18 protein-coding genes are annotated in these 22,949 nt (G+C 63.5%); 11 read left to right on the top strand and 7 right to left on the bottom strand.

Annotated elements, in window-relative coordinates:
* Window positions 1-21 precede the first annotated feature (21 nt).
* Window positions 22-1,317: an MFS transporter gene (gene tcuC, locus NOV72_RS15670; RefSeq protein WP_106855508.1), complete on the bottom strand. Its 1,296-nt coding sequence runs from the start codon at window positions 1,315-1,317 to the stop codon at window positions 22-24.
* A 238-nt stretch (window positions 1,318-1,555) separates the two neighbouring features.
* On the opposite strand from tcuC, the gene NOV72_RS15665 reads away from it, so the two are divergent.
* The 3 genes from NOV72_RS15665 (at window position 1,556) to NOV72_RS15655 (ending at window position 4,010) form a co-directional block, all read left to right on the top strand.
* A complete protein-coding gene (locus NOV72_RS15665; RefSeq protein WP_106855507.1) occupies window positions 1,556-2,095 on the top strand; it encodes a GNAT family N-acetyltransferase in 540 nt (179 codons plus the stop codon).
* Between the two features lie 185 nt (window positions 2,096-2,280).
* A complete protein-coding gene (locus tag NOV72_RS15660) occupies window positions 2,281-3,255 on the top strand; it encodes a hypothetical protein (protein ID WP_146150009.1) in 975 nt (324 codons plus the stop codon).
* 50 nt (window positions 3,256-3,305) lie between these two features.
* Window positions 3,306-4,010 carry a DUF2968 domain-containing protein gene (locus NOV72_RS15655; RefSeq protein WP_106855505.1) on the top strand — a complete coding sequence of 235 codons (705 nt, stop codon included), beginning with the start codon at window positions 3,306-3,308 and terminating at the stop codon, window positions 4,008-4,010.
* 87 nt (window positions 4,011-4,097) lie between these two features.
* On the opposite strand, the gene NOV72_RS15650 is transcribed toward NOV72_RS15655, so the two are convergent.
* The 5 genes from NOV72_RS15650 to NOV72_RS15630 form a co-directional block, all read right to left on the bottom strand.
* A complete protein-coding gene (locus NOV72_RS15650; RefSeq protein ID WP_106855504.1) occupies window positions 4,098-5,429 on the bottom strand; it encodes a gamma-glutamyl-gamma-aminobutyrate hydrolase family protein in 1,332 nt (443 codons plus the stop codon).
* A gap of 162 nt (window positions 5,430-5,591) precedes the next feature.
* Window positions 5,592-7,349, bottom strand: a complete 1,758-nt coding sequence (locus NOV72_RS15645) for a cation:proton antiporter (RefSeq protein WP_106855503.1) — start codon at window positions 7,347-7,349, stop codon at window positions 5,592-5,594.
* A 187-nt stretch (window positions 7,350-7,536) separates the two neighbouring features.
* Window positions 7,537-7,875, bottom strand: a complete 339-nt coding sequence (gene glnK / locus NOV72_RS15640; protein WP_008342452.1) for a P-II family nitrogen regulator — start codon at window positions 7,873-7,875, stop codon at window positions 7,537-7,539.
* A 140-nt stretch (window positions 7,876-8,015) separates the two neighbouring features.
* On the bottom strand, window positions 8,016-10,070 hold the full coding sequence (locus NOV72_RS15635; protein ID WP_106855546.1) for an NAD(+) synthase: 2,055 nt from the start codon (window positions 10,068-10,070) through the stop codon (window positions 8,016-8,018).
* Between the two features lie 68 nt (window positions 10,071-10,138).
* On the bottom strand, window positions 10,139-11,281 hold the full coding sequence (locus NOV72_RS15630) for a GNAT family N-acetyltransferase (RefSeq protein ID WP_106855502.1): 1,143 nt from the start codon (window positions 11,279-11,281) through the stop codon (window positions 10,139-10,141).
* Between the two features lie 167 nt (window positions 11,282-11,448).
* Here NOV72_RS15630 and NOV72_RS15625 point away from each other — a divergent pair, with 167 nt between their 5' ends.
* Complete coding sequence (locus tag NOV72_RS15625) at window positions 11,449-11,742, top strand: GIY-YIG nuclease family protein (RefSeq protein WP_106855501.1); 294 nt, start codon at window positions 11,449-11,451, stop codon at window positions 11,740-11,742.
* Between the two features lie 52 nt (window positions 11,743-11,794).
* On the opposite strand, the gene ppa is transcribed toward NOV72_RS15625, so the two are convergent.
* Window positions 11,795-12,322, bottom strand: a complete 528-nt coding sequence (gene ppa / locus NOV72_RS15620) for an inorganic diphosphatase (protein ID WP_106855500.1) — start codon at window positions 12,320-12,322, stop codon at window positions 11,795-11,797.
* Window positions 12,323-12,509: 187 nt separating this feature from the next.
* Here ppa and NOV72_RS15615 point away from each other — a divergent pair, with 187 nt between their 5' ends.
* The 7 genes from NOV72_RS15615 (at window position 12,510) to urtD (ending at window position 22,432) form a co-directional block, all read left to right on the top strand.
* Window positions 12,510-13,949 carry an aldehyde dehydrogenase family protein gene (locus tag NOV72_RS15615; RefSeq protein WP_106855499.1) on the top strand — a complete coding sequence of 480 codons (1,440 nt, stop codon included), beginning with the start codon at window positions 12,510-12,512 and terminating at the stop codon, window positions 13,947-13,949.
* Between the two features lie 11 nt (window positions 13,950-13,960).
* Window positions 13,961-14,737 (top strand): SDR family oxidoreductase, encoded by a 777-nt coding sequence (locus NOV72_RS15610; protein WP_106855498.1) that lies wholly within the window; start codon window positions 13,961-13,963, stop codon window positions 14,735-14,737.
* A gap of 162 nt (window positions 14,738-14,899) precedes the next feature.
* Entirely contained in the window at window positions 14,900-16,216 is a 1,317-nt protein-coding gene (locus tag NOV72_RS15605) for an MFS transporter (protein WP_106855497.1), read from the top strand.
* A gap of 1,142 nt (window positions 16,217-17,358) precedes the next feature.
* Complete coding sequence (gene urtA / locus NOV72_RS15595; protein ID WP_106855495.1) at window positions 17,359-18,666, top strand: urea ABC transporter substrate-binding protein; 1,308 nt, start codon at window positions 17,359-17,361, stop codon at window positions 18,664-18,666.
* Between the two features lie 83 nt (window positions 18,667-18,749).
* Window positions 18,750-20,354: an urea ABC transporter permease subunit UrtB gene (urtB, locus tag NOV72_RS15590; protein ID WP_106855494.1), complete on the top strand. Its 1,605-nt coding sequence runs from the start codon at window positions 18,750-18,752 to the stop codon at window positions 20,352-20,354.
* Window positions 20,355-20,357: 3 nt separating this feature from the next.
* Complete coding sequence (gene urtC, locus NOV72_RS15585; protein ID WP_106855493.1) at window positions 20,358-21,551, top strand: urea ABC transporter permease subunit UrtC; 1,194 nt, start codon at window positions 20,358-20,360, stop codon at window positions 21,549-21,551.
* Window positions 21,548-22,432: an urea ABC transporter ATP-binding protein UrtD gene (urtD, locus tag NOV72_RS15580; RefSeq protein ID WP_245933060.1), complete on the top strand. Its 885-nt coding sequence runs from the start codon at window positions 21,548-21,550 to the stop codon at window positions 22,430-22,432. Before urtC ends, urtD begins: the two co-directional genes overlap by 4 nt.
* Window positions 22,433-22,949 lie beyond the last annotated feature (517 nt).

Here is a 22,949-nt window from a genome sequence, read left to right as displayed (position 1 = left end):
TTTTCGGCCTCTTCGTCTGCGTCAGGCCGTCTTGTACTGATTGCGCGCCTCGGGCGAGCGATACAGCACGAGCGTCGCGATCAGCCCGCAGATCGCGGCGAGGCCCATCCACAGGCCGGGCGCGGCCTTGTTGCCGGTCGCGTGAATCAGATACGTCGAGATCGCCGGCGTGAATCCGCCGATGGTCGTCGCGAGGCTGTAGGCCATCGAGAATCCGGTCGTGCGCACATCGACGGGCATCACTTCGGTCAGCGCCACCACCATCGCGCCGTTGTAGCTGCCGTACAGGAACGACAGCCACAGTTCGCACATCAAAAGACGCGCGAACGACGGCTCCGCGACGAGCCACTGCACCACCGGATACGACGTCAGGATCGTGAGGATCGTGAACACGAGCAGCACCGGACGGCGGCCCACGCGGTCGGACACCGCGCCCATCAACGGCAGCCACACCAGATTCGAGAGGCCGACGCACACCGTGACGACGAGCGCGTCGATGGCGGAGAGCTTCAGCACTTCCTTGCCGAAGGTCGGCGTGTACGCGGTGATCATGTAGAACGACACGGTCGTCATGATGACCATGCCCATCCCGGCGATCACGATGCCCCAGTTCTGCGCGATGGAGCGCGCGATCTCGCCCATGCTCGGCCGATGCTTCTTCGCGAGGAACTCGTCGGTCTCACGCAGCGAGCGGCGGATGATGAACAGGAACGGCACGATCAGGCAGCCGATCAGGAACGGCACGCGCCAGCCCCACGCGGTCATCTGCTCGGGCGGCAAGAGGCGGTTCATGATGACGCCGATCAGCGCCGCGAACACGACGGCGACTTGCTGGCTGCCGGACTGCCAGGAACAATAGAAGCCCTTGTTGCCCTTGGTCGCGATCTCGGACAAATACACCGAGACGCCGCCCAGTTCCACGCCGGCCGAGAAGCCTTGCAGCAACCGCCCGCCCAGCACGATGATCGGCGCGAGCGCACCGATGGTCGCGTAGCCCGGCACAAGCGCGACGCACGCGGTGCCGACGGCCATGAGGCCGAGCGTGAGGATCAGGCCTTTGCGCCGCCCGTGGTGGTCGATATACGCGCCGAGCACGATGGCACCGACCGGCCGCATCAGGAAGCCTGCGCCGAAAACAGAGAGCGCGAGCATCAGCGAGGCGAAGTCGTCGCCGCTCGGAAAATAGGTCTTGGCGATCGCCGAAGCGTAATAGCCGTAGACCATGAAGTCGTACATTTCAAGGAAGTTTCCGCTGACGACGCGAAATACCGTCTTGAACTTGGATTCGTTGGCGGGTGCGATGTGGGTCGTGGACATGACTTTCTCGGGAGCGGTGAGCGCACTTCGATTCTGCGCAGTCGCAAAATCCGTACACGGCGTCGGACAAACCGGCTGCGACGACCGAGGCGGACTTTGTTTCGTTTTTTGTAAAAGCGACGCCCTCAATCTTAACGCCGCACCCGCCAAGACTGCACATAACTTCGCTCAAAATCGCCGAAATGAAGCTTAAAATACGGTTACATTCAATTAACGTCCAGCTTACGAATCAACGAAGATGAATGCGAAAATCACGCTGCGCACAGCGACTTCGGACGACGCGGCGCTCATCGCTTCGATGCATGCGCGCAGTTGGGCGTCGGCGTATCGCGGAATCCTGCCGGACGCCTACCTCGATCGCGATCTGCAAGGCGAGCGCCTCGCCCACTGGAACGCGCGCATGAAAGATGTCGCGGCCGGCGCGGCGAGCGTGTTCATCGCGGAGCACGAAGGCGAGGCGGTCGGCTTCGTTTGTCTCGTCGAGCCGGACGAGACTGGCAGCGTGCTTGTCGACAATCTGCACGCGCTGCCGGAGCATCGCGGCCTCGGCACCGGCACCGTGATGCTCGACGAAGCGGCGCGCTGGGCCCGCGCGCGCGGTGCGCGACACCTGTGGCTCTCCGTGCTGGAGCAGAACGCGGCGGCGATCGGCTTCTACGAATCGCGCGGCTGGAGATGCGCCGGACGTGAGGCGGACCACATGGCGGGCATCGATCTCTTCTCACTGCGTTACACGTTTTCGCTCGACCAAGCACAACAAGACTCAGTCCGTCAATAAGCATTCCTGTCAAAAATAGACAATAGGAATTGTCTGGTCGCGGGGTCGGTAACCGTTTCGTATGATCGTGGGTCGAAATTTCGGCCATCCTCGCGCCGAGCCCGCGGTGCTGTCTTCATGCGCCACGATGGTCCGTGCGGGCCGTCCAGTTTGCCCGCGCGCGGGCGCATGCATGTGGAATCTTCATGTCCGAACCCTTGATCGTAGTGGAAGGCAGTCTGCGTCTGCCGAAGCTGCGCGCGCCGACGGATCCGTTCTTGAACTTCGGTTTCGAGTGGTCACCGGCACGCCCGCGCCCCGTTCAGTCGCAGTCCGAAATCGCGCTCTTCGCTGCGCGCTTCCTCACGGCCTATGTGCCGGCGCTCGGCCTGTCCGACACCCGCTCGCCCTACCGCCCCACGAGTCTGTGGGGCATCATCGCCAGGGAAGAGGTACCGCAGGCGATGCTGCGTCTGACGCAAGCTGCGAGCGGTCCGGGCGACGCCAGCGAAACGCGCGCCGAACCCATTCATCTCTCGGTCGGCGCGCCGGCGCAAGTGCACAGGTATCGTCTCAGCAAGCCTGTCGCCGCTGCTATCGCTGCGGCTTGCGGCGTGCTCATCGTCTGGTTGCTGTTCGGTCATGCGCCGGTCTCACGAAACGAACCGATTCCCGCAACTGCCACTCGCGAGCAGCCGGTTCAGACCGTAGCCGCTCCGCCTCGAGCCGAGCCGGTCGTTCAGGTATTCGAAACGCCGGCGCCATCGGTGGCGGCCGTGGCCGTGGCGCCGAGCGCGGGCATCGAGCCCATCGCAACCGTCGATTCAGCCGCGCCCAAGATCGAAGTCGCGCCAGCCGCCAAAGACCGCGCGCGCAACGGTCGAGTCAAAGTCGTGCTGACGCCGCACGCAAAGCCCGTCGAGTACCGCGCTCACGCAACGAGCCGGCGTGTCGCGAAGCAGGAAACTTCGCGGCATGACCGCTCGAAACCGGTCGATAAAACCGCGAACAGTTTCGCCGCCCGCACGCGCACGGCATCGGTTGAAAAGTTCGCAAGCCAGCCGTCGAACGCGTCCGTGCCGATGGACACGACCACGCTCTATTCGATGCTCCAGCATTCACCGACCCTCGACAGCAACGCGGCCGCGTCCGGCCGTGGCGCTGCGAACGGCGCGCGCTAACCCGCGATACGCCACGCCAGTCCGATCAACCCTTTCGGCCACGACGCCACATGATGCAATTCAGTCATCTCCGTTACGCGACGCTCACGCTCGCCCTGTCTCTCTGCGGCTTGCTTGCGCCGCTCACGAACACGTTCGCGGCGCCCGCGACGGCGCAAGCCGCAAGCGAACGCGCGCAGGCAGCGCTCGAAGACCTGTCCGACCTGAACGCCGATTCGAACGCGCCGCGCGTCGAAGGCAACATCGCCGAGTTGCAGGCGCTCACGCAGACGGGAAGCCTCACGGAAATGCGCGCGACGCACAACGGCAACTACGGCGCGAAGCTCTTCTTCCTCGCGCAAGAAATGGTCTACTACGTCGCGCTTTCGCAAGACGCGCGCTGGTGGCGCGTCGTCAAGACGCAGGACGCAGCCCGCGCCGAATCGATCTACGCGCAGTTCTCGCGCAAGAGCTTCGAACTCGCCGACGGCGAAATCCGTCGCACGCAATTGCAGGCGCAGAAGGCGCTGCTCGAACGCGTGATCGCGAAATCGGCCGATCGCGCGAACCGCCTCACCGCCGACCTCCAGCTCGCGCAACAGCAGGATTCGCAGGTGTCGCAGCGTCAGCAGCAATTGCAGGCCGAATCCGCCATGCTGCAGACGGACAAGCTCGAAGCCGAACGCAAGCTGCGCGCGCTGCAGATGCAGGTCGAACAGCTTCAGAAGCAGACGGAAGCGGGACTCGCGCCGGTGAGCGTGATGCCATCGCGTTGAGATCGGCACAACGCGCCTGAATACGAAGAAGGCCCGCTCGAACCGAGCGGGCCTTCTTGCTTTGCGACGTATCGAACGCGCGTCGGATCAGAAGCGCGTCTCGCGCGCGACGCGCAGGAACGTATCGAGCAACGGCGTGCAATCGAGCAGTTCCGCGCCGCCCGCCCGATGAAACTCCGGGTGCCACTGCACACCGACGACGAACGGCGATTTCCGGTAACGCACCGCCTCGATGATCCCGTCCGACGCCGACACCGCCTCGATGTTCAGATCGCGCCCGACCGACTTCACCGCCTGATGGTGGATCGAGTTGACGATCGCTTCGCGCTGATTCGGGAACATGTTGACGAGCGTGGAGCCATCCGGGAAGCGGATTGCATGGCGATGCTGGTCGTAGTGCTCGCTGACGTGGAGACCCGCCGTGGGGACATCCGTGGCGATATCGCCGTAGAGCGTGCCGCCGAACGCCACGTTGATCAACTGACAGCCACGACACACCCCGAGCACCGGCTTGCCCGACTCGACGAACTCATGCAGCAGTTCCAGCTCGTACATGTCGCGCACGCGGTCGCCGGGCCATTCGGGACGCGTCGTCGCTTCCTCGTAGGACTGCGGAGAAACGTCGGCGCCGCCTTGCAGGAGCAGGCCGTCGAGATGCTTCGCATAGTCGCGCAGACGAATGTTGCTCGGATGCAGCATCCCTTGATGGCCGACCGTCGGAATCATGAACACGAGCACATCGCGCGACATGACCCAATGCGCGATCGATTCCTCCAGATATTGCAGCGTCTTGCCGCGCAGGCCTTTCGCGCCCGGCTCGGGGTGGAAGATGCGCGCCGACACGCCGATGCGCAACGTGCGTTGCGTGATGCGCTGACCCGCACGGTCGAAGATCTGACGCGCACGCGCCGCGATGATCCGGCCGAACACGGACCACGCCGAGTCCGAATGCTTGAGATATGCGGGCTGTGCCGGCGCCGCCTGTTCGTGCAACGGCAGCGGCGGCGGATTGAGCTTGCCGAAATCCGGCGCTTCCGTGAACTCGGGCGGCAGGACGGTCGCGCGGCCGGTCGGGGAATCGGATGCCGCGGATTGCGCGCTGGCCATGCTGGCGGCTTCCGCGTCTGTCGCGGCTTCGAAATTCTCGGCGAGGCTCGTCCTGGGCTTGCCGGCTGTGCGCTGCGGTTCGCGCACCGCGGATTCCTGCGCCGTATCGACCGGTTCGACGTTCGATGCGCTCGAAGGCGCATCCGTCGAGGCCCGCTCGGCCGCGCTCGCCTTCGGGCCGGGCGCCGAGGCCGCTGCCGCCGCCTCGGGCGGCGCCGTGGGATTCGCGCTGCGTGGCGCGGCTTGGGAATCGGCGCCGGTGCGGCGCGCGTCGGTGGTGCCTGCGTCGTTGGATGTTTTGTTATCGCTCATTCCGGATTCAGGCGCTCGAACGCCGTAAGGAGAGTGCACAAACCCCAATTATCCGCCTCAGACCTGGGCGGGGCAAACCAGCACACATTTGGTCACATAGGCTCACATTATCGCGGGAACCCGCGATGCGCCGCTCTCAGGGCTATCCCGTGAGGAAAGCCGTCAATGATCGCGCGGTTCCTCGAAGGTCTCGCGCAACGCGATCTGCATCGTCGCGTGGATTTTCACGCACCAGCGCCATAGCACCGTCAGCAGGAGCGCCGCGCACAGCAGCACGCCGACCATCAGGCCGAACGGCGGAAGAATGCCGCCCGAGAGCGCCGCGACGAGCAGAAAGACGCCGAACATCGCGACGATCGGAATCAGCCCGGAAACGCCCAGGCGGATGGCGCGCGTGAAGCGGCCGGCTTTCGCGGGCTGCACGCTCACTTCGGCAAGCAGCAGCGCGAGCGATTCGAGCTTGCGATACACCGCGACCAGAAACGGCAGCGCGATCACGAGCGCCGCGCCCCACAGCACGACGCGCTGCGCGTTGTCGGTGTCGAGCCAGCGCGCCAGATAGCCCGACGCGAACGGCGCCGAATACGACGCGCCGAGAAAAATCGCCGCGACGAGCGCGAGATTCAAAGCGATCTGCAGGACGATGCGCCGGGTCATCGAGAAGAGCGTCGGGCCGCCGGAGACGGGCGTGAGGCTCGCGAGCCACTGCGAGTAGAGACCGAACGTATGCGCGAGCGGCGCGGGCATCGCGCGGGCGAGGCGCATCGTGAGCGGATCGGCGGCGCGGATCAGATACGGCGTGAAGAGCGTCGTGAGCGCGGACACGGCGACCGCGATCGGATAGAGAAAGCTGCTCGTGACCTTGAGCGACAGCCCGAGCGACGCGATGATGAACGAGAACTCGCCGATCTGCGAGACGCTCATGCCGACGCGCATCGATGTGCGGCCGTCCTTGCCCGCGAGGAAGGTGCCGAGCCCGCACGAGACGATCTTGCCGAGCACGACGGCGAAGGTGATGACGGCGATCGGCCATGCGTAATCGACGAGCACCGCCGGATTCAGCAAGAGGCCGATGGTCACGAAGAAGATCGCCGAAAACATGTCGCGCACGGGCGCGATCAGATGCTCGATGCGCGCGAGATGCTTCGACTCCGCCATGATCGCGCCGATCAGAAATGCGCCGAGCGCGATCGAATAATCGAGCTTCACGACGAGCAGGCAAAAGCCGAAGCAGAAGCCGAGCACGGTGACGAGCAGCATCTCGTCGCTCTTCGCGCGCGCCACGTAATTGAGCGCGCGCGGCACCGTCAGAATGCCGACGATGAGCGAAACCGTCATGAAGAGCAGCAGCTTGCCGAGCGTGACGAACGCGACGCCCGCGCTCACCGAGCCCGTCTGCGCAATGCCGGAAAGCAGCACGAGCATCGCGATTGCGAGAATGTCCTCGACGATCAGAATGCCGAATACGATCTGCGCGAAGTTCTCGCCCTTCATGCCGAGCTCGGAGAGCGCCTTGACGATGATCGTCGTCGAGGAAATCGCGAGCATCGCGCCGAGAAAGAGCGAGTCCATCGCGCTCCACTCGAACCATCGCCCGATCTCGTAGCCGACCCAGATCATCAGCACGATTTCCGAGAGCGCGGCGACGAAAGCCGTCGCGCCGACCTTGAAGAGCTTGCGCAGACTGAATTCGAGCCCGAGCGAAAACATCAGAAAGACGACGCCCAGTTCGCCGAGCGTCTGGATCGTCGCTTCGTCGTGAATGAGATTGAACGGCGGCGTGTACGGCCCGATGATCACGCCCGCGGCGATATAGCCCAGAACGACCGGCTGCCGCAAACGGTGAAACAGCACCGTCACGACGCCCGCGATGGCCATGATCACCGCGAGATCCTGAATGAAGCCGATCGCGTGATGCATCGAGCGATTCCTTACAAAAAAATAACTGGAATTCGATGTTACCGCACGGGCGCGTCAATCCTGCGGTCAGGCAATAAAACGGGCTGAAAAAATCGGGCATCGCGCTGGTGCATGCGCGATTCGAACGATGAAGGAAAAAGGCCCGCGCGAACGGCGGGCCGGATCGGCGAAACGAAAACGCGGGCGCTCAGACCGCCGCTTCGTTTTCCTCGCCGGTGCGGATACGGATCACGCGCTCGACATCGGCGACGAAGATCTTGCCGTCGCCGATCTTGCCGGTGCGCGCGGCGCCGATGATCGCGTCGATGACCTGATCGGTTTGATCGTTCGCGACGACGACTTCGATCTTCACCTTCGGCAGGAAGTCCACGACATACTCTGCACCACGATAAAGCTCGGTATGCCCTTTCTGGCGGCCAAAACCCTTCACTTCCGTGACCGTGAGACCCGTGAGGCCCACTTCGGCGAGCGCTTCGCGGACTTCGTCGAGCTTGAACGGTTTGATGATGGCGGTGATGCGTTTCATGGCGTGCCTCGCGAAAAGATCGATTCAAGGGGTTCGAAAAAACGTCGTGCCCCGCGTGGGGCAGATGTTTTCGATTCTAGCCGCGTTTCATCGAGCAAGCGGTGCGGAAACGCGCGAGGCGTTAAAGATAACCAGCGGCATCACTCTTTCTCGGGCACGCGTTCGAGGTCCTTGAGCCATACCGTCGCCTGTCCGTCGCTCGGCGCGCGCCAGTCGCCGCGCGGCGAAAGCGAGCCGCCCGATCCCACCTTCGGCGCGTTCGGAATGCACGACCGCTTGAACTGGCTCGTGCGGAAGAACCGATCGAGAAAGATCCGCAGATTCTTGCGGATCGCGCCGAGGTCGTATTGATTCCGCGCGACGGCCGGGCCTTCGGGCCACGCGCCCGCATCGCGATTGCGCCATGCGTGCAGCGCGAGAAACGCGACCTTCGTTGGTGCAAAACCGAAGCGCAGCGTGTAGTAGAGATTGAAGTCCTGCAATTCGTATGGACCGATGACGCTTTCCGTCTTCTGCTCGACCACGCCGCTCGTCTTGCCGGGGATGAGTTCCGGACTGATGTCGGTGCTCAGAACGTTTTCGAGCACGTCGCTTCCGGTGTCGCCGATCTGCCCCGACTCCGCGACCCAGCGCACCAGATGCGTAATCAAGGTCTTCGGCACGCTCGCGTTGACGTTGTAGTGGGACATGTGATCGCCCACTCCATAGGTGCACCAACCAAGTGCCAGCTCGCTCAGATCGCCCGTGCCGATGACGATCGCGTTGTTCAGATTCGCGAGCCTGAACAGGTGGCTCGTGCGTTCGCCGGCCTGCACGTTTTCGTACGTGATGTCGTACTGCTCGGCGCCCGAACCGTGCGGATGGCCGATGTCCGTCAGCATCTGCATGCAGCTCGGCCGGATGTCGATCTCGCTCGCGGTGCAGCCGACGACTTCCATCAACTCGCGCGCCTGGCGCAGCGTGCGGTCGCTGGTGGCGAAGCCGGGCATCGTATAGGCGAGGATGTTCGAGCGCGGCAAGCCGAGACGGTCCATCGCCTTCGCGCACACGAGCAGTGCATGCGTCGAGTCGAGCCCGCCCGAAATGCCGATGACGACCTTCGACATGCCCGACGACTGAAGCCGCTGCAACAGCGCCTGCACCTGGATGTTGTAGACCTCGTTGCATCGTTCGTCGCGGCGGGCGGCGTCGGCGGGCACGTAGGGAAAGCGCGCGACGCGGCGTTCGAGCGGCAGCTTCGCGTCGGCCGGCACGGAGAGCGGAAATTCGACGACATCGAACTGTTCGACTTCGCTTGCATGCCGATGCGTCGAGCGGCCGAACGTGGTTTGCCGCATGCGCTCGCGCGAGAGCCGTTCGAGATCGACATCGGCGAAGATCAGATGCGAGCGGTCCGAGAAGCGCTCGGATTCCGCGAGCAGCTCGCCGTTCTCGTAGATGAGGCCCTGCCCGTCCCAGGCGAGATCGGTGGACGATTCGCCATTGCCCGCCGACGTGTACAGATACGCCGCGACGCAACGCGCCGACTGCTGCCCGACGAGCTGATGCCGGTACGCCGACTTGCCCACGACGATGTTCGACGCCGACAGATTCACGAGCACGGTGGCGCCCGCGAGCGCCGCGAACGACGACGGCGGAATCGGCACCCACACGTCCTCGCAAATTTCGACGTGGAATCTGAAGAGCGGAAGGTCCTTGATCTGGAACAGCAGCGACGCGCCGAACGGCACGTCCTGACCGCAAAGCGTGAGCGTGTTCGTCGCGGCGGCGTCGGCGGGACTGAACTGACGCGCTTCGTAGAACTCGCCGTAGTTCGGCAGATAACTCTTCGGCACGACGCCGCGAATGAAGCCATCCGCGATGACGATCGCGCAGTTGAAGAGCTTGTGCTCCGCCTTGATCGGCGCGCCGACGATCATCGCGATATTCAATCCCTTCGACGCGTCGAGAATGCTTTGCAGCGCGTCTTCGCAGGCATCGAGCAAGGCGCGCTGATGGAAGAGGTCGTCGCAGGTGTAGGCGGAAATGCCGAGTTCGGGAAACGCGACGAGCACCGCGCCGCGCGCGGCCGCCTCTTTCGCCAGTTCGATCGTCTGCGCGGCGTTGAACGCCGGATCGGCCACCTTGCAGGCCGGAACGCCGACCGCGACGCGCGCGAAGTCGTGGCTGTACAGGTTGAAGAAGTTTCTGCTCATAGTCGACATGGATGTGCGCGTGTTGCGGCGGCAACGGTATGCGATGAAAGACCCCGACGATTATCGCATCAGGTTTTCTTCCGGAACGGCGTGTGCGCTTCGAGTTCCTCGATGTGCTGATCCATCGCCTGCGTCTCGGCGTCGAGAAACTCGGCGATTGCGTGCGCAAAGCGCTGATCGGCGATCCAGTGCGCGGACCACGTCGGCGTCGGCAAGAGGCCGCGCGACATCTTGTGCACGCCCTGCGCGCCGCCCTCGAAGCGCGCGAGCCCGTGCTCGATGCAATACGCGATGCCCTGCATGTAGCACGTCTCGAAGTGCAGCCCCGAGATGAACTCGCGCGTGCCCCAGTAACGGCCGTACATCGTGTCGCCGCCGATCATGTTGAGCGCGCAGGCGAGGCGCTCGCCGTCCGCTTCGGCGATCACGAGCAGGATGCTGTCGGGCGCGTCGGCGTGAATCCGGCCGAAGAATTCGCGCGACAGATACGGCGCGTTCCAGTGCTCGCGATAGGTGTTGTCGTAACAGTCGTAGAAGAAATCGAGCGCGCTTTCGTCGATCTGCGCACCGCGCAGCCACGTGTACGTCACGCCCGCGTCCGTCACGCGCCGGCGATCCTGCTTCACCTTCTTGCGCTTGTCGTGGCTCATCGTCGCGAGGAAGGCGTCGAAGTTCTCGTAGCCGTCGCCGGGCAGGTTTTCCCAGTGGAACTGCACGCCTTCGCGCAGCATGTAGCCCGCGTCCGTCAGCGCTTTCACATCCTGCGCATGCGGAAACAGCACGTGCAGCGACGAAAGCTCGAGACGCCGCGTCAGTTCGATGGCGCCACGCGCGAGCAATACGCGATCTTCGTGATGCGCGGCGATGAGGCGCGGGCCCGTCACCGGCGAGAACGGCACGGCGGACAGCGCCTTCGGGTAGTAGCGCAAGCCGTGGCGCTCGAAGGCGTCGGCCCAGGCGTGATCGAAGACGTACTCGCCGCGCGAATGCGACTTCAGATACAGCGGCATCGCGCCGGCGAACTCGCCGCCGCGCTTCAATATCAGATGATGCGCGCGCCAGCCGGTGCGCTTGACGGCGCATTCCGTCTCCTGCAACGCCGAGAGAAACGCGTGACGCACGAACGGGTTATCGCCGGCGAGCCGGTTCCAGTCGTCGGCCGGGATCTCGGTGAGCGCATCGACCACATGAATTTCGACCTCGCGATTCAACAGGCTACCTCGCTGAAATATCGAGGGGCGCGCCGCTCAGGACAGCGCCCGAAAGCGGCTATTTTCGCGCAAGTCGCAGCGGCACGCCGAAGCGGACAAAAGCGCCCCGGCGCGATGCTTTCGGCGATAATGCGCGGCAAATCTTTCATCGAACGCGAACGAACGCGATGCCGTGGTTCCTCTATCTGATCGAATGCGCCGACGGCAGCCTGTACACGGGCATCGCGACGGACGTCGAAGCGCGCTTCACCGCGCATGCGAGCGGCAAGGGCGCGCGCTATACGCGTGCAAGAAAACCGCTGCGTGTGCTGGCGTCGTTCGAACTGGCGGGGAGATCGGAGGCGTTGCGCGCCGAATATCGCGTGAAGCGGCTGACCGCGCAGCAAAAGCGCGCGCTGATCGCGGGAGAGCGGACGCTCGAATCGTTGTTGCCCCAGACCGAGGCAAGCGAAGAAGAATAAAAAACGCCGCCGCGCTTCGAACACGCGGCGGCGTTTTCATCGAATAACGCGCTTACTTCTTGAAGTTCGCGACGCCTTCCGAGATTTCCTTGTGCGCGGCGTCGATGCCCGCCCAGCCTTCGACCTTCACCCACTTGCCCTTTTCGAGCGCCTTGTAGTTCTCGAAGAAGTGCTTGATCTGGTCTTTCAGATATTCGGGCACGTCGTCGATGGACTTGATGTTCGCCGTCATCGGGCAGACCTTGTCGTGCGGCACGGCGAGGAGCTTCGCGTCCACGCCGGATTCATCGGTCATTTGCAGCATGCCGAGCGCACGCGCGCGCACGACCGAGCCGGCCAGCAGCGGAAACGGCGTGATGACGAGCACGTCGACCGGGTCGCCGTCGCCGGAGAGCGTCTGCGGAATGAAGCCGTAATTGACCGGATAGCGCATGCCGGTGCCGACGAAGCGATCGACGACGAGCAGGCCCATGTCCTTGTCCGCTTCGTATTTGACCGGATCGCTCTGCGCGGGAATCTCGATGATGACGTTGAAATCCTGCGGAAGATCACGGCCGGAAGGTACGTTATTGAAGCTCATGAGCACTCTCTGGAGAAGTTGAGTCGGAGATGGAATCGCACGGGCGGACGGTGTGTTGCGGCCCGTCGCGCTTGTCGGCGCGTGGATGCGTCATTATAGCCAATCGCCCTTGCAAGCCCGGCGCGCGCCCGGCGTTGGCGCGATAATCGGTTTCCCGCTCCAGAACATCCGATTTCAGGAGACATGCATGGAAGACGCGAAGCATTTCATCAACAACCGGTGGGTCGCGCCGTCGGGCAACGAGACGATTCCCGTCGTCGATCCGTCCGACGGGCAGATTTTCGCGCAGATCGCGCGCGGCACGCCGGCCGACATCGACCGCGCGGTCGCCGCCGCCCGCGCCGCGTTCGAAGGCGACTGGGGCGCGATGAGCGCCGTCGAGCGCGGGCGCATTCTCGCGCGCCTGTCGATGCTCGTCGCCGCGTGCCACGAGGAAATCGCGCAGATCGAGGCGCGCGACACCGGCAAGCCGCTCAAACAGGCGCGCGCCGACGCCACCGGCATCGCGCGCTATTTCGAGTTCTACGCGGGCGCCGCCGACAAGCTGCACGGCGAAACCCTGCCCTATCAGGCCGGCTACACCGTGCTCACGATCCGCGAGCCGCACGGCGTGACGGGCCATATCGTGCCGTGGAACTATCCGCTGCAGATTTTCGGGCGCAGCGTCGGCGCGGCGCTCGCGACCGGCAACGCGTGCGTCGCGAAGCCGGCGGAAGACGCGTGCCTGTCGCTGTTGCGCATCGCCGAACTGGCCGCGGAAGCGGGCCTGCCCGACGGCGCGCTCAATATCGTCACCGGCTACGGGCACGAAGCGGGCGCGGCGCTCGCGCGGCATCCGGGCATCGATCACATTTCGTTCACGGGTTCGCCCGCGACGGGCGCGGCCGTCGCAAAAATGGCCGCCGACAACCACGTGCCCGTGACGCTCGAACTGGGCGGCAAGTCGCCGCAGATCGTGTTCGCCGATGCCGATATCGACGCCGCGCTGCCCGTGCTCGTCGCCGCGATCGTGCAGAACGCGGGGCAGACGTGCTCGGCGGGCAGCCGCGTGTTGATCGAGCGCGCGGCGTACGAGCCGCTTCTGGACCGTCTGTCGCAGGCGTTCGCGGCGCTGAAGGTCGGCCCGAGCAAGCTCGATCTCGACTGCGGCCCGCTCATCAGCGCGAAGCAGCAGCAGCGTGTGTGGGACTTCCTGTCCGATGCCCAGCACGACGGCATTCCGATGGCCGCGCACGGCGAAGTCGTCGGCGATGCGCCGGAAGCGGGCTTCTATCAGGCGCCCACGTTGCTGCGCGATGTCCCGCCGACGCACCGACTCGCGCGCGAAGAAGTGTTCGGCCCGGTGCTCGCCGCGATGCCCTTCGACGACGAAGCCGATGCGCTGAGACTCGCCAACGGCACCGACTACGGGCTCGTCGCCGGCATCTGGACCCGCGACGGCGCGCGGCAGATGCGCCTCGCGCGCCGCGTGCGCTCGGGGCAGGTGTTCATCAACAACTATGGCGCGGGCGGCGGCATCGAATTGCCGTTCGGCGGCGTGAAGCACTCCGGACACGGACGCGAGAAGGGTTTCGAAGCGCTGTACGGCTTCACGACGCTCAAAACCATTGCCATCAAACACGGATAACGGGAGACGACATGCGACTGCAAGGCAAGACGGTGATCGTGACGGGCGGCGGCTCGGGATTCGGCGAAGGCATTGCGAAGACGTTTGCGCGCGAAGGCGCGAACGTCGTCGTCAACGATCTCAACGGCCCGGCGGCCGAGCGCGTGGCGAGCGAGATCGCGCTGGCTTCGTCGGCGGAAGTGAAGCATGGCCGCGCGATCGCCGTTCAGGGCGACGTCACGCAGCGCGCCGACTGGCAAACGCTCTTCGATGCCGCCATTCAGGACTTCGGCAGCGTGCAGGTCGTCGTCAACAACGCGGGCACGACGCATCGCAACAAGCCCGTGCTCGACGTGACCGAAGCCGAGTTCGACCGCGTCTATGCGGTGAACGTGAAGAGCCTCTACTGGAGCGTCGAGCAGTTCGTGCCGTACTTTCGCGAGCAGGGCGGCGGCGCGTTCATCAATATCGCGTCGACGGCGGGCGTGCGGCCGCGTCCCGGACTCGTCTGGTACAACGGCAGCAAGGCGGCGGTGATCATCGCGAGCAAGGCGCTCGCGGTCGAACTGGGCGCGGATCGCATCCGCGTGAACTGCATCAATCCGGTGATGGGCGAAACCGCGCTGCTCTCCGAGTTCATGGGCATGGAAGACACGCCCGAGAACCGCCGCAAGTTCCTCGCGACGATTCCGCTCGGCCGGCTTTCGACGCCGCAGGACATCGCCAACGCGGCGCTCTACCTCGCCTCCGACGATGCCGAATTTATCACGGGCGTCGCGCTCGAAGTGGACGGCGGGCGCTGCGTCTGAGTCTTCCGCCGATGCTGGCGCGGGTCGTCGGCATCGGTGCTTTCCCTAGCGAAAACAAGCGATTGGCGCGAATGTCGACGGGCTAGAATCCTTACGCATCCGTAATCGCGAGCGGGCCCATCCGCTCGACTTCGATCGATAAAAATAGAGGAGACAAGCAACATGGCCAGCACCGCCAATCCCATGCCCCGCCCCGGCGCGGGCGTGCCGTCGGCCTTCGAGGAGGCGACGTATCGCAAGGTCGCGTGGCGGCTTTCGCCGCTTCTGCTGATTTGCTACGTGGTCGCGTATCTGGACCGCGTGAACGTCGGCTTCGCCAAGCTGCAGATGGCCGCCGACCTGCAACTCTCGGACGCCGTGTACGGCTTCGGCGCGGGCATCTTCTTTTTCGGCTACTTCATCTTCGAGATACCGAGCAACGTGATCCTGCATCGCGTGGGCGCGCGCGTGTGGATTGCGCGGATCATGATTTCGTGGGGCATCATTTCCGCGCTCACGATGTTCATCACCACGCCGACGATGTTCTACGTCATGCGTTTCCTGCTCGGCGCGGCGGAAGCGGGCTTCTTCCCCGGCATCATTCTTTATCTGACGTACTGGTTTCCGGCGCGCCGACGCGGACGCATGACGACGCTTTTCATGACGGCGATTGCGCTGTCCGGTCTGATCGGCGGCCCGATCAGCGGCTGGATCATGAAGAGCTTCGACGGCGTGCATGGCTGGCACGGCTGGCAATGGCTGCTGTTGCTGGAGGGCATTCCGTCGATTGTCGTGGGTCTCGTGGTGTTCGCGATGCTCGACGACCGCATCGCGAAAGCGAAGTGGCTCACGCAGGAAGAACGCGACTTGCTCGAACGCAATATCGCGGCGGATAACGTCGAGAAGGAAGATCCGCCGCTTCGCAAGATCCTGTCGAGCCCGAAGGTCTGGCTGATGAGCCTGATCTATTTTTCGTTCGTGATGGGTCTTTACGGCGTGAGCTTCTGGCTGCCGACGATCATCAAGTCGATGGGCGTCTCCGATGCGTTGCAGGTCGGCCTGCTGTCCGCGATTCCGTATGGCGCGGCGGTGATCGGCATGCTGTACGCGGCGCGCAGCGCGGACCGTACCGGCGAGCGCCGCTGGCATATCGCGATTCCGGCGTTCATCGGTGCGATCGGGCTGGTGCTGTCGGTGGTGTGGTCGTCGAACACGACGCTCGCGATGATCGGCCTCACGCTTGCGACGATGGGTATTCTCACCACGCTGCCTCTGTTCTGGAGTTTGCCTACGGCGTTTCTCGCCGGCACCGGCGCGGCGGCCGGGATCGCCATGATCAATTCGCTGGGGAATCTTGCGGGGTTTTTGAGTCCTTATCTCGTGGGGTGGTTGAAGCAGGTTACTGCTTCAACCGCGAGCGGGATGTATATGCTTGCGGGCTTTTTGGTACTCGGTGCGTTGCTTGCGTTGAGCGTGCCGGCGCGGATGGTTAATCGGTAGGTTTTTTTTTGGCGGGGGTGTGCTTTTGGGCTTTCGTGGAATCGTGTTTTCGCGTCGGTCTATTGGCACTGCCCCTGTGCGGGGCGGCAGTCACTTTCTTTGCTGCTGCAAAGAAGGTAAGCAGGTTTGCCCATCCTAAGTGCCTCACGCCGGTCGCGGCACGGGCGATGTTTTTGCCGGATCCCGTTTTCGCGTCGGTCTATTAGCACTGCCCCTGTGCGGGGCGGCAGTCACTTTCTTTGCTGCTGCAAAGAAAGTAACCAAAGAAAGCAGCTTCTCCCGTCCAAAGTGCTTCATGCCGGCCGCGGCACAGGCGATTGGCTGAATGGCCCGGCAGTAGCGAGTGCCCTCGCAAAACTCACGCGGCTTGGCTCGCGCGCGGTCTGCCGCACCACATGTCTTAGGGCGCTGGTTCAGCACGAAATAGCTTCGGCACTGCGCTGCGCGCTGCCGTTGGGTATGCGAGGGAAACCGGCGAGAAAGAAGTACACGCAAACCCGATTTACCGGTCGGCCGCGAAGCGGGCCGGAGCTTGCAAGGGCTGAACCCGCAAGTTGAGCGGTGCGCTGCGGCAGACCGTGCGCGGTCCAAGCCCTGTTCTACTTGCGAGGGCACTCGCTATAGCCGTTCCATTCAGCCAATCGCCTGTGCCGCGGCCGGCATGAAGTACTTTGGATGGGAGAAGCTGCTTTCTTTGGTTACTTTCTTTGCAGCAGCAAAGAAAGTGACTGCCGCCCCGCACAGGGGCAACGCTAATAAACCAAAAGCAAATCGGGATCCGGCAAAAACATCGCCTGTGCCGCAGCCGGCGTGAGGCACTCAGGATGGGGAAAGCTGCTTACCTTCTTTGCAGCAGCAAAGAAAGTGACTGCCGCCCCGCACAGGGGCAGTGCTAATAGACCAATAACAAAACGGGATCCAGCAACAAAAGAAATCAAAAACAAAGCGAACCCGCACCGCAACGATGCACACAAGCTCCACCATGCACCAAAACCCCGCCGCCAACATCAAGCCCTGATAAGGGCAAAACCTCCCCAATCCCTTACCCCAAAAGCATTCCACCGCAATTGGCATAGCCCTTGCAGAACGATCCGAGCATTCGTCATTGCTCAAACAACCACATCGGCAAGGGGAACACAGAAATGAAACGACGCAGTCTGCTGAAGTTCGGCTCCATGTCGGGCGCGCTCGCCCTCGCGGGTCAGCTTCCGATCACGAAAGCCCAAGCCGCCGATACGGGTCCGATCAAGGTCGGCATCCTGCATTCGCTATCGGGCACGATGGCGATCTCCGAGACGTCGCTGAAGGACACGGCGCTCATGACCATCGCCGATATCAACAAGAGCGGCGGCGTGATGGGCAGGCAGCTCGAACCCGTCGTCGTCGATCCGGCTTCGAACTGGCCGCTCTTCGCGGAGAAAGCGCGTCAGCTTCTCACGCAGGACAAATGCGCCGTCGTATTCGGCTGCTGGACGTCCGTTTCGCGCAAGTCGGTGCTGCCGGTCTTCGAGGAACTCAACGGCCTGCTGTTCTATCCCGTGCAGTACGAAGGCGAAGAGATGTCGCGCAACGTGTTCTATACGGGCGCAGCGCCGAATCAGCAGGCAATCCCCGCCGTCGAATATCTGATGGGACCGGAAGGCGGCAGCGCCAAGCGCTTCTTCCTGCTCGGCACCGACTACGTGTATCCGCGCACGACCAACAAGATCCTGCGCGCGTTCCTTCACTCCAAGGGCGTCAAGGATGCAGACATACAAGAGGTCTACACACCGTTCGGACATAGCGACTATCAGACCATCGTCGCGAACATCAAGACCTTTGCCCAGGGGGGAAAGACAACTGTCGTCTCTACGATCAACGGCGATTCGAACGTACCGTTCTACAAGGAGCTCGGCAACCAGGGCCTGAAGGCGACCGACGTGCCCGTCGTCGCGTTCTCGGTCGGCGAAGAAGAGCTGCGCGGCATCGACACGAAGCCGCTCGTCGGCCATCTCGCCGCATGGAACTACTTCATGTCCGTGAAGAACACGAACAACACGAAGTTCGAGAAGGAATTCTTCGAGTACGTGAAGGCGCAGAACCTGCCCGGCGGCGACAAGCGCGTGACGAACGATCCGATGGAAGCGACCTTCGTCGGCATCCACATGTGGAAGCAGGCCGTCGAAAAAGCGAAGAGCGCCGACGTCGACAAGGTGCGCGTCGCGATGATCGGTCAGACGTTCGCCGCGCCCTCGGGATTCACGCTGTCGATGGACGGCAATCATCATCTGCACAAGCCCGTGATGATCGGCGAAATTCGCGGCGACGGACAGTTCAACGTCGTGTGGAAGACGAAGACCGCCGTGCGCGCGCAACCGTGGAGCCCGTATATCGCGGGCAATCAGGGCAAGCCGGATATCGTCAGCTCCATTCCCGCGTTCCTGCGCCGTCAGCGCGTGCGCGTCGCGTGATGCAGTGATGGTTTGAAGCGGTGAGGCCGCGCGCTTTCGTTCGTGATTCGCGCGGCCGTCCATGTCTCATCAGAAAGGCCATCATGACCGGTTCCTTCATGCGGGTATTGCTCGCGCTCCTCATCGCGCTCGCGCCGTTCAGCGCGCATGCACTCACCAGCGACGATCTCGCCCCGCTCGCCGGCGACGACTTCGAAGCCAAATCCGCCGCCATCGACAAGCTCATCGCCAATGCGGATGCGCCTTCGGTCGCCGTGCTCACCGCGTTGTCCGACGGCTCGCTCGTCGCGACCGACAACGGCCGCGTGACCATCCAGACCGACGACGGCAACAAGGATCCGGTCACCGGCAAGACCGTCGAAGCACCGGACGCGCAGCCGATCACGCTGAGCAACATCCTGCGCACGAAAGTCGCCGGCGCGCTCTCGGGCTTGCAGCTCGCCTCCGCCGATACCGCGAAACGCCGCGAAGCGATCGCCGCGCTGCTGAAGAACCCGGACGCGTCGATGAAGCCGTTGGTCGACCGCGCGCGCGCCATCGAAAAAGATCCCGAACTGAAGAAGCGCCTCGACACGCTCTGGGCGATGACCGCCCTTCACGATCCCGATGTCGGCAAGCGTCTGGAAGCGGCGCAACTCGTCGCGGCGCGGCATGACCTCGACATGTACGAGCTGCTGCGCCCGATCGTCGCGAAGAAAGCCGACGGCTCGTTCAACGAGCCCGACGAGCGCGTGCGCAACGCGGCGCAGGAAGGCCTCTACGCGCTCGATTCGATCCAGCGCCGCAGCGAAATCTTCGGCACGCTCTTCGCGGGCCTCTCGCTCGGCAGCGTGCTGTTGCTCGCGGCGCTCGGCCTCGCGATCACGTATGGCCTGATCGGCGTCATCAACATGGCGCACGGCGAATTCCTGATGATCGGCGCGTATGCGACCTACGTCGTGCAGAACCTCGTGCAGCATTACGCGCCCGCCGCGTTCAACTGGTATCCGCTCTTCGCGGTGCCCGCGTCGTTCGTCGCGGCGGCGCTCGTCGGCATCGTGCTGGAAAGGCTCGTGCTGAAGCATCTCTATGGACGTCCGCTCGAAACACTGCTGACGACCTTCGGCATCAGCCTCATTCTGATTCAGGCGACGCGCACGCTCTTCGGCGCGCAGAACGTGCAGGTGACGAATCCGTCGTGGATGAGCGGCGGCGTCACCGTGATGCAGAACCTGATCCTGCCGTACAACCGTCTGACGATCCTCGCGTTCTCGCTCGCCGTGGTGGCGATCGCGTGGGGCGTGCTCACGAAGACGCGGCTCGGCCTGTTCGTGCGCGCGGTGACGCAGAACCGCCGCATGGCCGCGTGCGTCGGCGTGAAGACCGCGCGTGTCGATTCGTATGCGTTCGCGTTCGGCGCGGGCATCGCGGGACTCGGCGGCTGCGCGCTCTCGCAGATCGGCAACGTCGGGCCGGATCTCGGCCAGAGCTACATCATCGATTCGTTCATGGCGGTGGTGCTCGGCGGCGTCGGCCAGCTTGCGGGCACGGTGATCGGCGGCTTCGGGCTCGGGCTCGTGAGCAAGGCCGTCGAACCGTTCTGGGGCGCGGTGCTCGCGAAGATCGCGGTGCTCGTGCTCATCGTGTTGTTCATCCAGAAGCGTCCGCAGGGCATGTTCGCCCTGAAGGGCCGCAGCGCGGAGGCCTGATCCATGACCGCCTCGACCAATATCGGCGGGAACCTCGACGTCGCGCCGCAACCCGATTCGAGCGCCGCGCGCGCGGGTTTCGCGCTCGGCCTGCCGCCGCGCGCCGCGCTCTTGCCGCGCAATGGCTGGCTTGCGCTGATCGCGCTCATCATCGCGATGGGCATCGTCGTGCCGGTTAGCGCGCTCGTGTTGCCGGAGACGAGCACGTTCCACTTGTCCGCCTATGCGATGACGCTCACGGCCAAGCTCATGTGCTATGCGATCGGCGCGCTCGCGCTCGATCTCGTGTGGGGCTATTGCGGCATCCTGAGCCTGGGCCACGCGCTCTTCTTCGCGCTCGGCGGCTACGCGATGGGCATGTACCTGATGCGCTCGATCGGCCGCGAAGGCGTGTACAAGAGCGACCTGCCCGACTTCATGGTGTTCCTCGACTGGCACAAGCTGCCGTGGTACTGGGAGGGCACGGAGCATCTCTGGTATGCGCTTCTGCTCGTCGTGCTCGTGCCCGGCGTGCTCGCGTGGGTGTTCGGCTTCTTCACGTTCCGCTCGCGCGTGAAGGGCGTGTATCTCTCGATCATCACGCAGGCGATGACCTTCGCCGCGATGCTGCTCTTCTATCGCAATGAAACGGGCTTCGGCGGCAACAACGGCTTCACGGACTTCAAGCGCATCGCGGGCTTCCCCGTCACGCATCCGGGCACGCGCACGGCGCTGTTCCTCATCACGTTCGCGATTCTCGTGCTCGCGTTTCTCGCGGCGCGCTGGATCGTCACGTCGAAGCTCGGGCGCGTCGTCACCGGCGTACGCGATGGCGAAGCGCGCCTGATGTTCCTCGGCTACAGTCCGCTCGCGTACAAACTCTTCATCTGGACGGTGTCGGCGGTGCTGTGCGGCATCGCGGGCGCGTTGTATGTGCCGCAAGTGGGCATCATCAATCCGAGCGAGATGTCGCCGGCGAACTCGATCGAAATGGCGATCTGGGTCGCGGTCGGCGGACGCGGCACGTTGATCGGACCGATCGTCGGCGCATTCGCGGTGAACGGCGCGAAGAGCTTTTTCACTGCGTATTTCGCGGAGTACTGGCTGTTCTTCCTCGGCCTCATCTTCACGCTCGTGCCCCTGCTTTTGCCGAACGGCATCATGGGGCTCATCGATCTCGCGCGCCGCAGGAAGACCGCAGGAGAGTCCGCAGAATGACTGCACACCATGCATTGATCGTCGATTTGCCGCCGATTCCGCCCGCGCCGGATCTGCCTGAGTCGAACCACAAGAACATCAACGTCATCTCGGGTCTCGGGCACGTGCTCGCGCCGGGCGAGATCGACATATCGCACGGCACGATTCTTTATCTCGAAGACGTCACCGTGAGCTTCGACGGCTTTCGCGCGCTGAACAAGCTGGCGCTGTCGATCGATGTGGGCGAGTTGCGCTGCGTGATCGGGCCGAACGGCGCGGGCAAGACGACGATGATGGACGTCATCACCGGCAAGACGCGTCCCGACGACGGCAAGGTTTTTCTCGGGCAGACGCTCGATCTCACGCGCATGTCGGAGCCGGTGATCGCGCGAACGGGCATCGGCCGCAAGTTTCAGAAGCCGACCGTGTTCGAGAACCATCCCGTGTGGGAAAACCTCGAACTCGCGATGAAGACCGACAAGCGATGGTTTGCGTCGTTGCGCGCGCGGCTCGACCGTCAGGCGCAGGCGCGTATCGAGGAAACGCTGGAGCTGATTCGTTTGCAGCATCATGCGACGCGACTGGCGGGCGAGCTATCGCATGGACAGAAGCAGCGGCTCGAGATCGGCATGTTGCTGATGCAGCAGCCGGCACTTTTGCTGCTCGACGAGCCTGCGGCTGGCATGACCGATCACGAAACGATGGAGCTCGCGGAGCTTTTGAACAAGCTGCGTGGATCGTGTTCGATGATGGTCGTCGAGCATGATATGGAATTCGTTGCCGCGCTTGCCGGCGATAGCGGCAAGGTTACGGTGATGGCTGAAGGAAGTGTTCTTGCCGAAGGCACGCTGGATGACGTCAAACGGGACGAGGCCGTTATTGAGTCTTATCTGGGGCGGTGACGGTTTTTTTTGGTGTTTGGATGTTCGTGGAATCCTGTTTTCTTAGTGGTCTATTAGCACTGCCCCTGTGCGGGGCGGCAGTCACTTTCTTTGCTGCTGCAAAGAAAGTAACCAAAGAAACAGCTTTCCCCATCCTAAGCACTTCACACCGGCCGCGGCACAGGCGATTGGCTGAATGGAACGGCAGTAGTGAGTGCCTCCACAAAACTCGCGCGGCTTGGACCGCACACGGTCCGCCGCACCATACGTTTTAGGGCACGGGTTCAGCACGAAAGAGTTCCGGCACAGCGCTACGCGCTGCCGTCGGGTATGCAAGGGAAGCCAACGAAAGACGAACGCAGTGAGATGGAGCTGTTAGCAAGAAAGCACACGCGGACCCGATTGACCCGTCGGCCGCGAAGCGGGCTGGAGCTATTGGTGCTGAACCAGTTCGTTATGTGGCGAGTGATGGCGGACCGTGCGCGGTCCAAGCCCCGTGAGTTTTGTGAGGGCACTCGCTACTCTGCGGGCCATTAGG

The organism is Caballeronia novacaledonica (assembly GCF_900258035.1).
GTDB classification, from domain to species: domain Bacteria; phylum Pseudomonadota; class Gammaproteobacteria; order Burkholderiales; family Burkholderiaceae; genus Caballeronia; species Caballeronia novacaledonica.
The sequence above is the reverse complement of the archived record's forward strand: the minus strand, read 5'-3'. Positions and strand labels throughout refer to the sequence as shown.

Bases quoted from the DNA above. Each gene is read 5' to 3' on its own strand.
- glnK (WP_008342452.1), bottom strand. From the start codon at position 7,875: ATGAAACGCATCACCGCCATCATCAAACCGTTCAAGCTCGACGAAGTC.
- urtC (WP_106855493.1), top strand. From the start codon at position 20,358: ATGACCGCCTCGACCAATATCGGCGGGAACCTCGACGTCGCGCCGCAA.
- NOV72_RS15615 (WP_106855499.1), top strand. From the start codon at position 12,510: ATGGAAGACGCGAAGCATTTCATCAACAACCGGTGGGTCGCGCCGTCG.
- ppa (WP_106855500.1), bottom strand. From the start codon at position 12,322: ATGAGCTTCAATAACGTACCTTCCGGCCGTGATCTTCCGCAGGATTTC.
- NOV72_RS15650 (WP_106855504.1), bottom strand. From the start codon at position 5,429: ATGAGCGATAACAAAACATCCAACGACGCAGGCACCACCGACGCGCGC.
- NOV72_RS15655 (WP_106855505.1), top strand. From the start codon at position 3,306: ATGATGCAATTCAGTCATCTCCGTTACGCGACGCTCACGCTCGCCCTG.
- NOV72_RS15605 (WP_106855497.1), top strand. From the start codon at position 14,900: ATGGCCAGCACCGCCAATCCCATGCCCCGCCCCGGCGCGGGCGTGCCG.
- NOV72_RS15625 (WP_106855501.1), top strand. From the start codon at position 11,449: ATGCCGTGGTTCCTCTATCTGATCGAATGCGCCGACGGCAGCCTGTAC.
- NOV72_RS15660 (WP_146150009.1), top strand. From the start codon at position 2,281: ATGTCCGAACCCTTGATCGTAGTGGAAGGCAGTCTGCGTCTGCCGAAG.
- tcuC (WP_106855508.1), bottom strand. From the start codon at position 1,317: ATGTCCACGACCCACATCGCACCCGCCAACGAATCCAAGTTCAAGACG.
- NOV72_RS15635 (WP_106855546.1), bottom strand. From the start codon at position 10,070: ATGAGCAGAAACTTCTTCAACCTGTACAGCCACGACTTCGCGCGCGTC.
- urtA (WP_106855495.1), top strand. From the start codon at position 17,359: ATGAAACGACGCAGTCTGCTGAAGTTCGGCTCCATGTCGGGCGCGCTC.
- urtD (WP_245933060.1), top strand. From the start codon at position 21,548: ATGACTGCACACCATGCATTGATCGTCGATTTGCCGCCGATTCCGCCC.
- NOV72_RS15645 (WP_106855503.1), bottom strand. From the start codon at position 7,349: ATGCATCACGCGATCGGCTTCATTCAGGATCTCGCGGTGATCATGGCC.
- NOV72_RS15610 (WP_106855498.1), top strand. From the start codon at position 13,961: ATGCGACTGCAAGGCAAGACGGTGATCGTGACGGGCGGCGGCTCGGGA.
- urtB (WP_106855494.1), top strand. From the start codon at position 18,750: ATGACCGGTTCCTTCATGCGGGTATTGCTCGCGCTCCTCATCGCGCTC.
- NOV72_RS15665 (WP_106855507.1), top strand. From the start codon at position 1,556: ATGAATGCGAAAATCACGCTGCGCACAGCGACTTCGGACGACGCGGCG.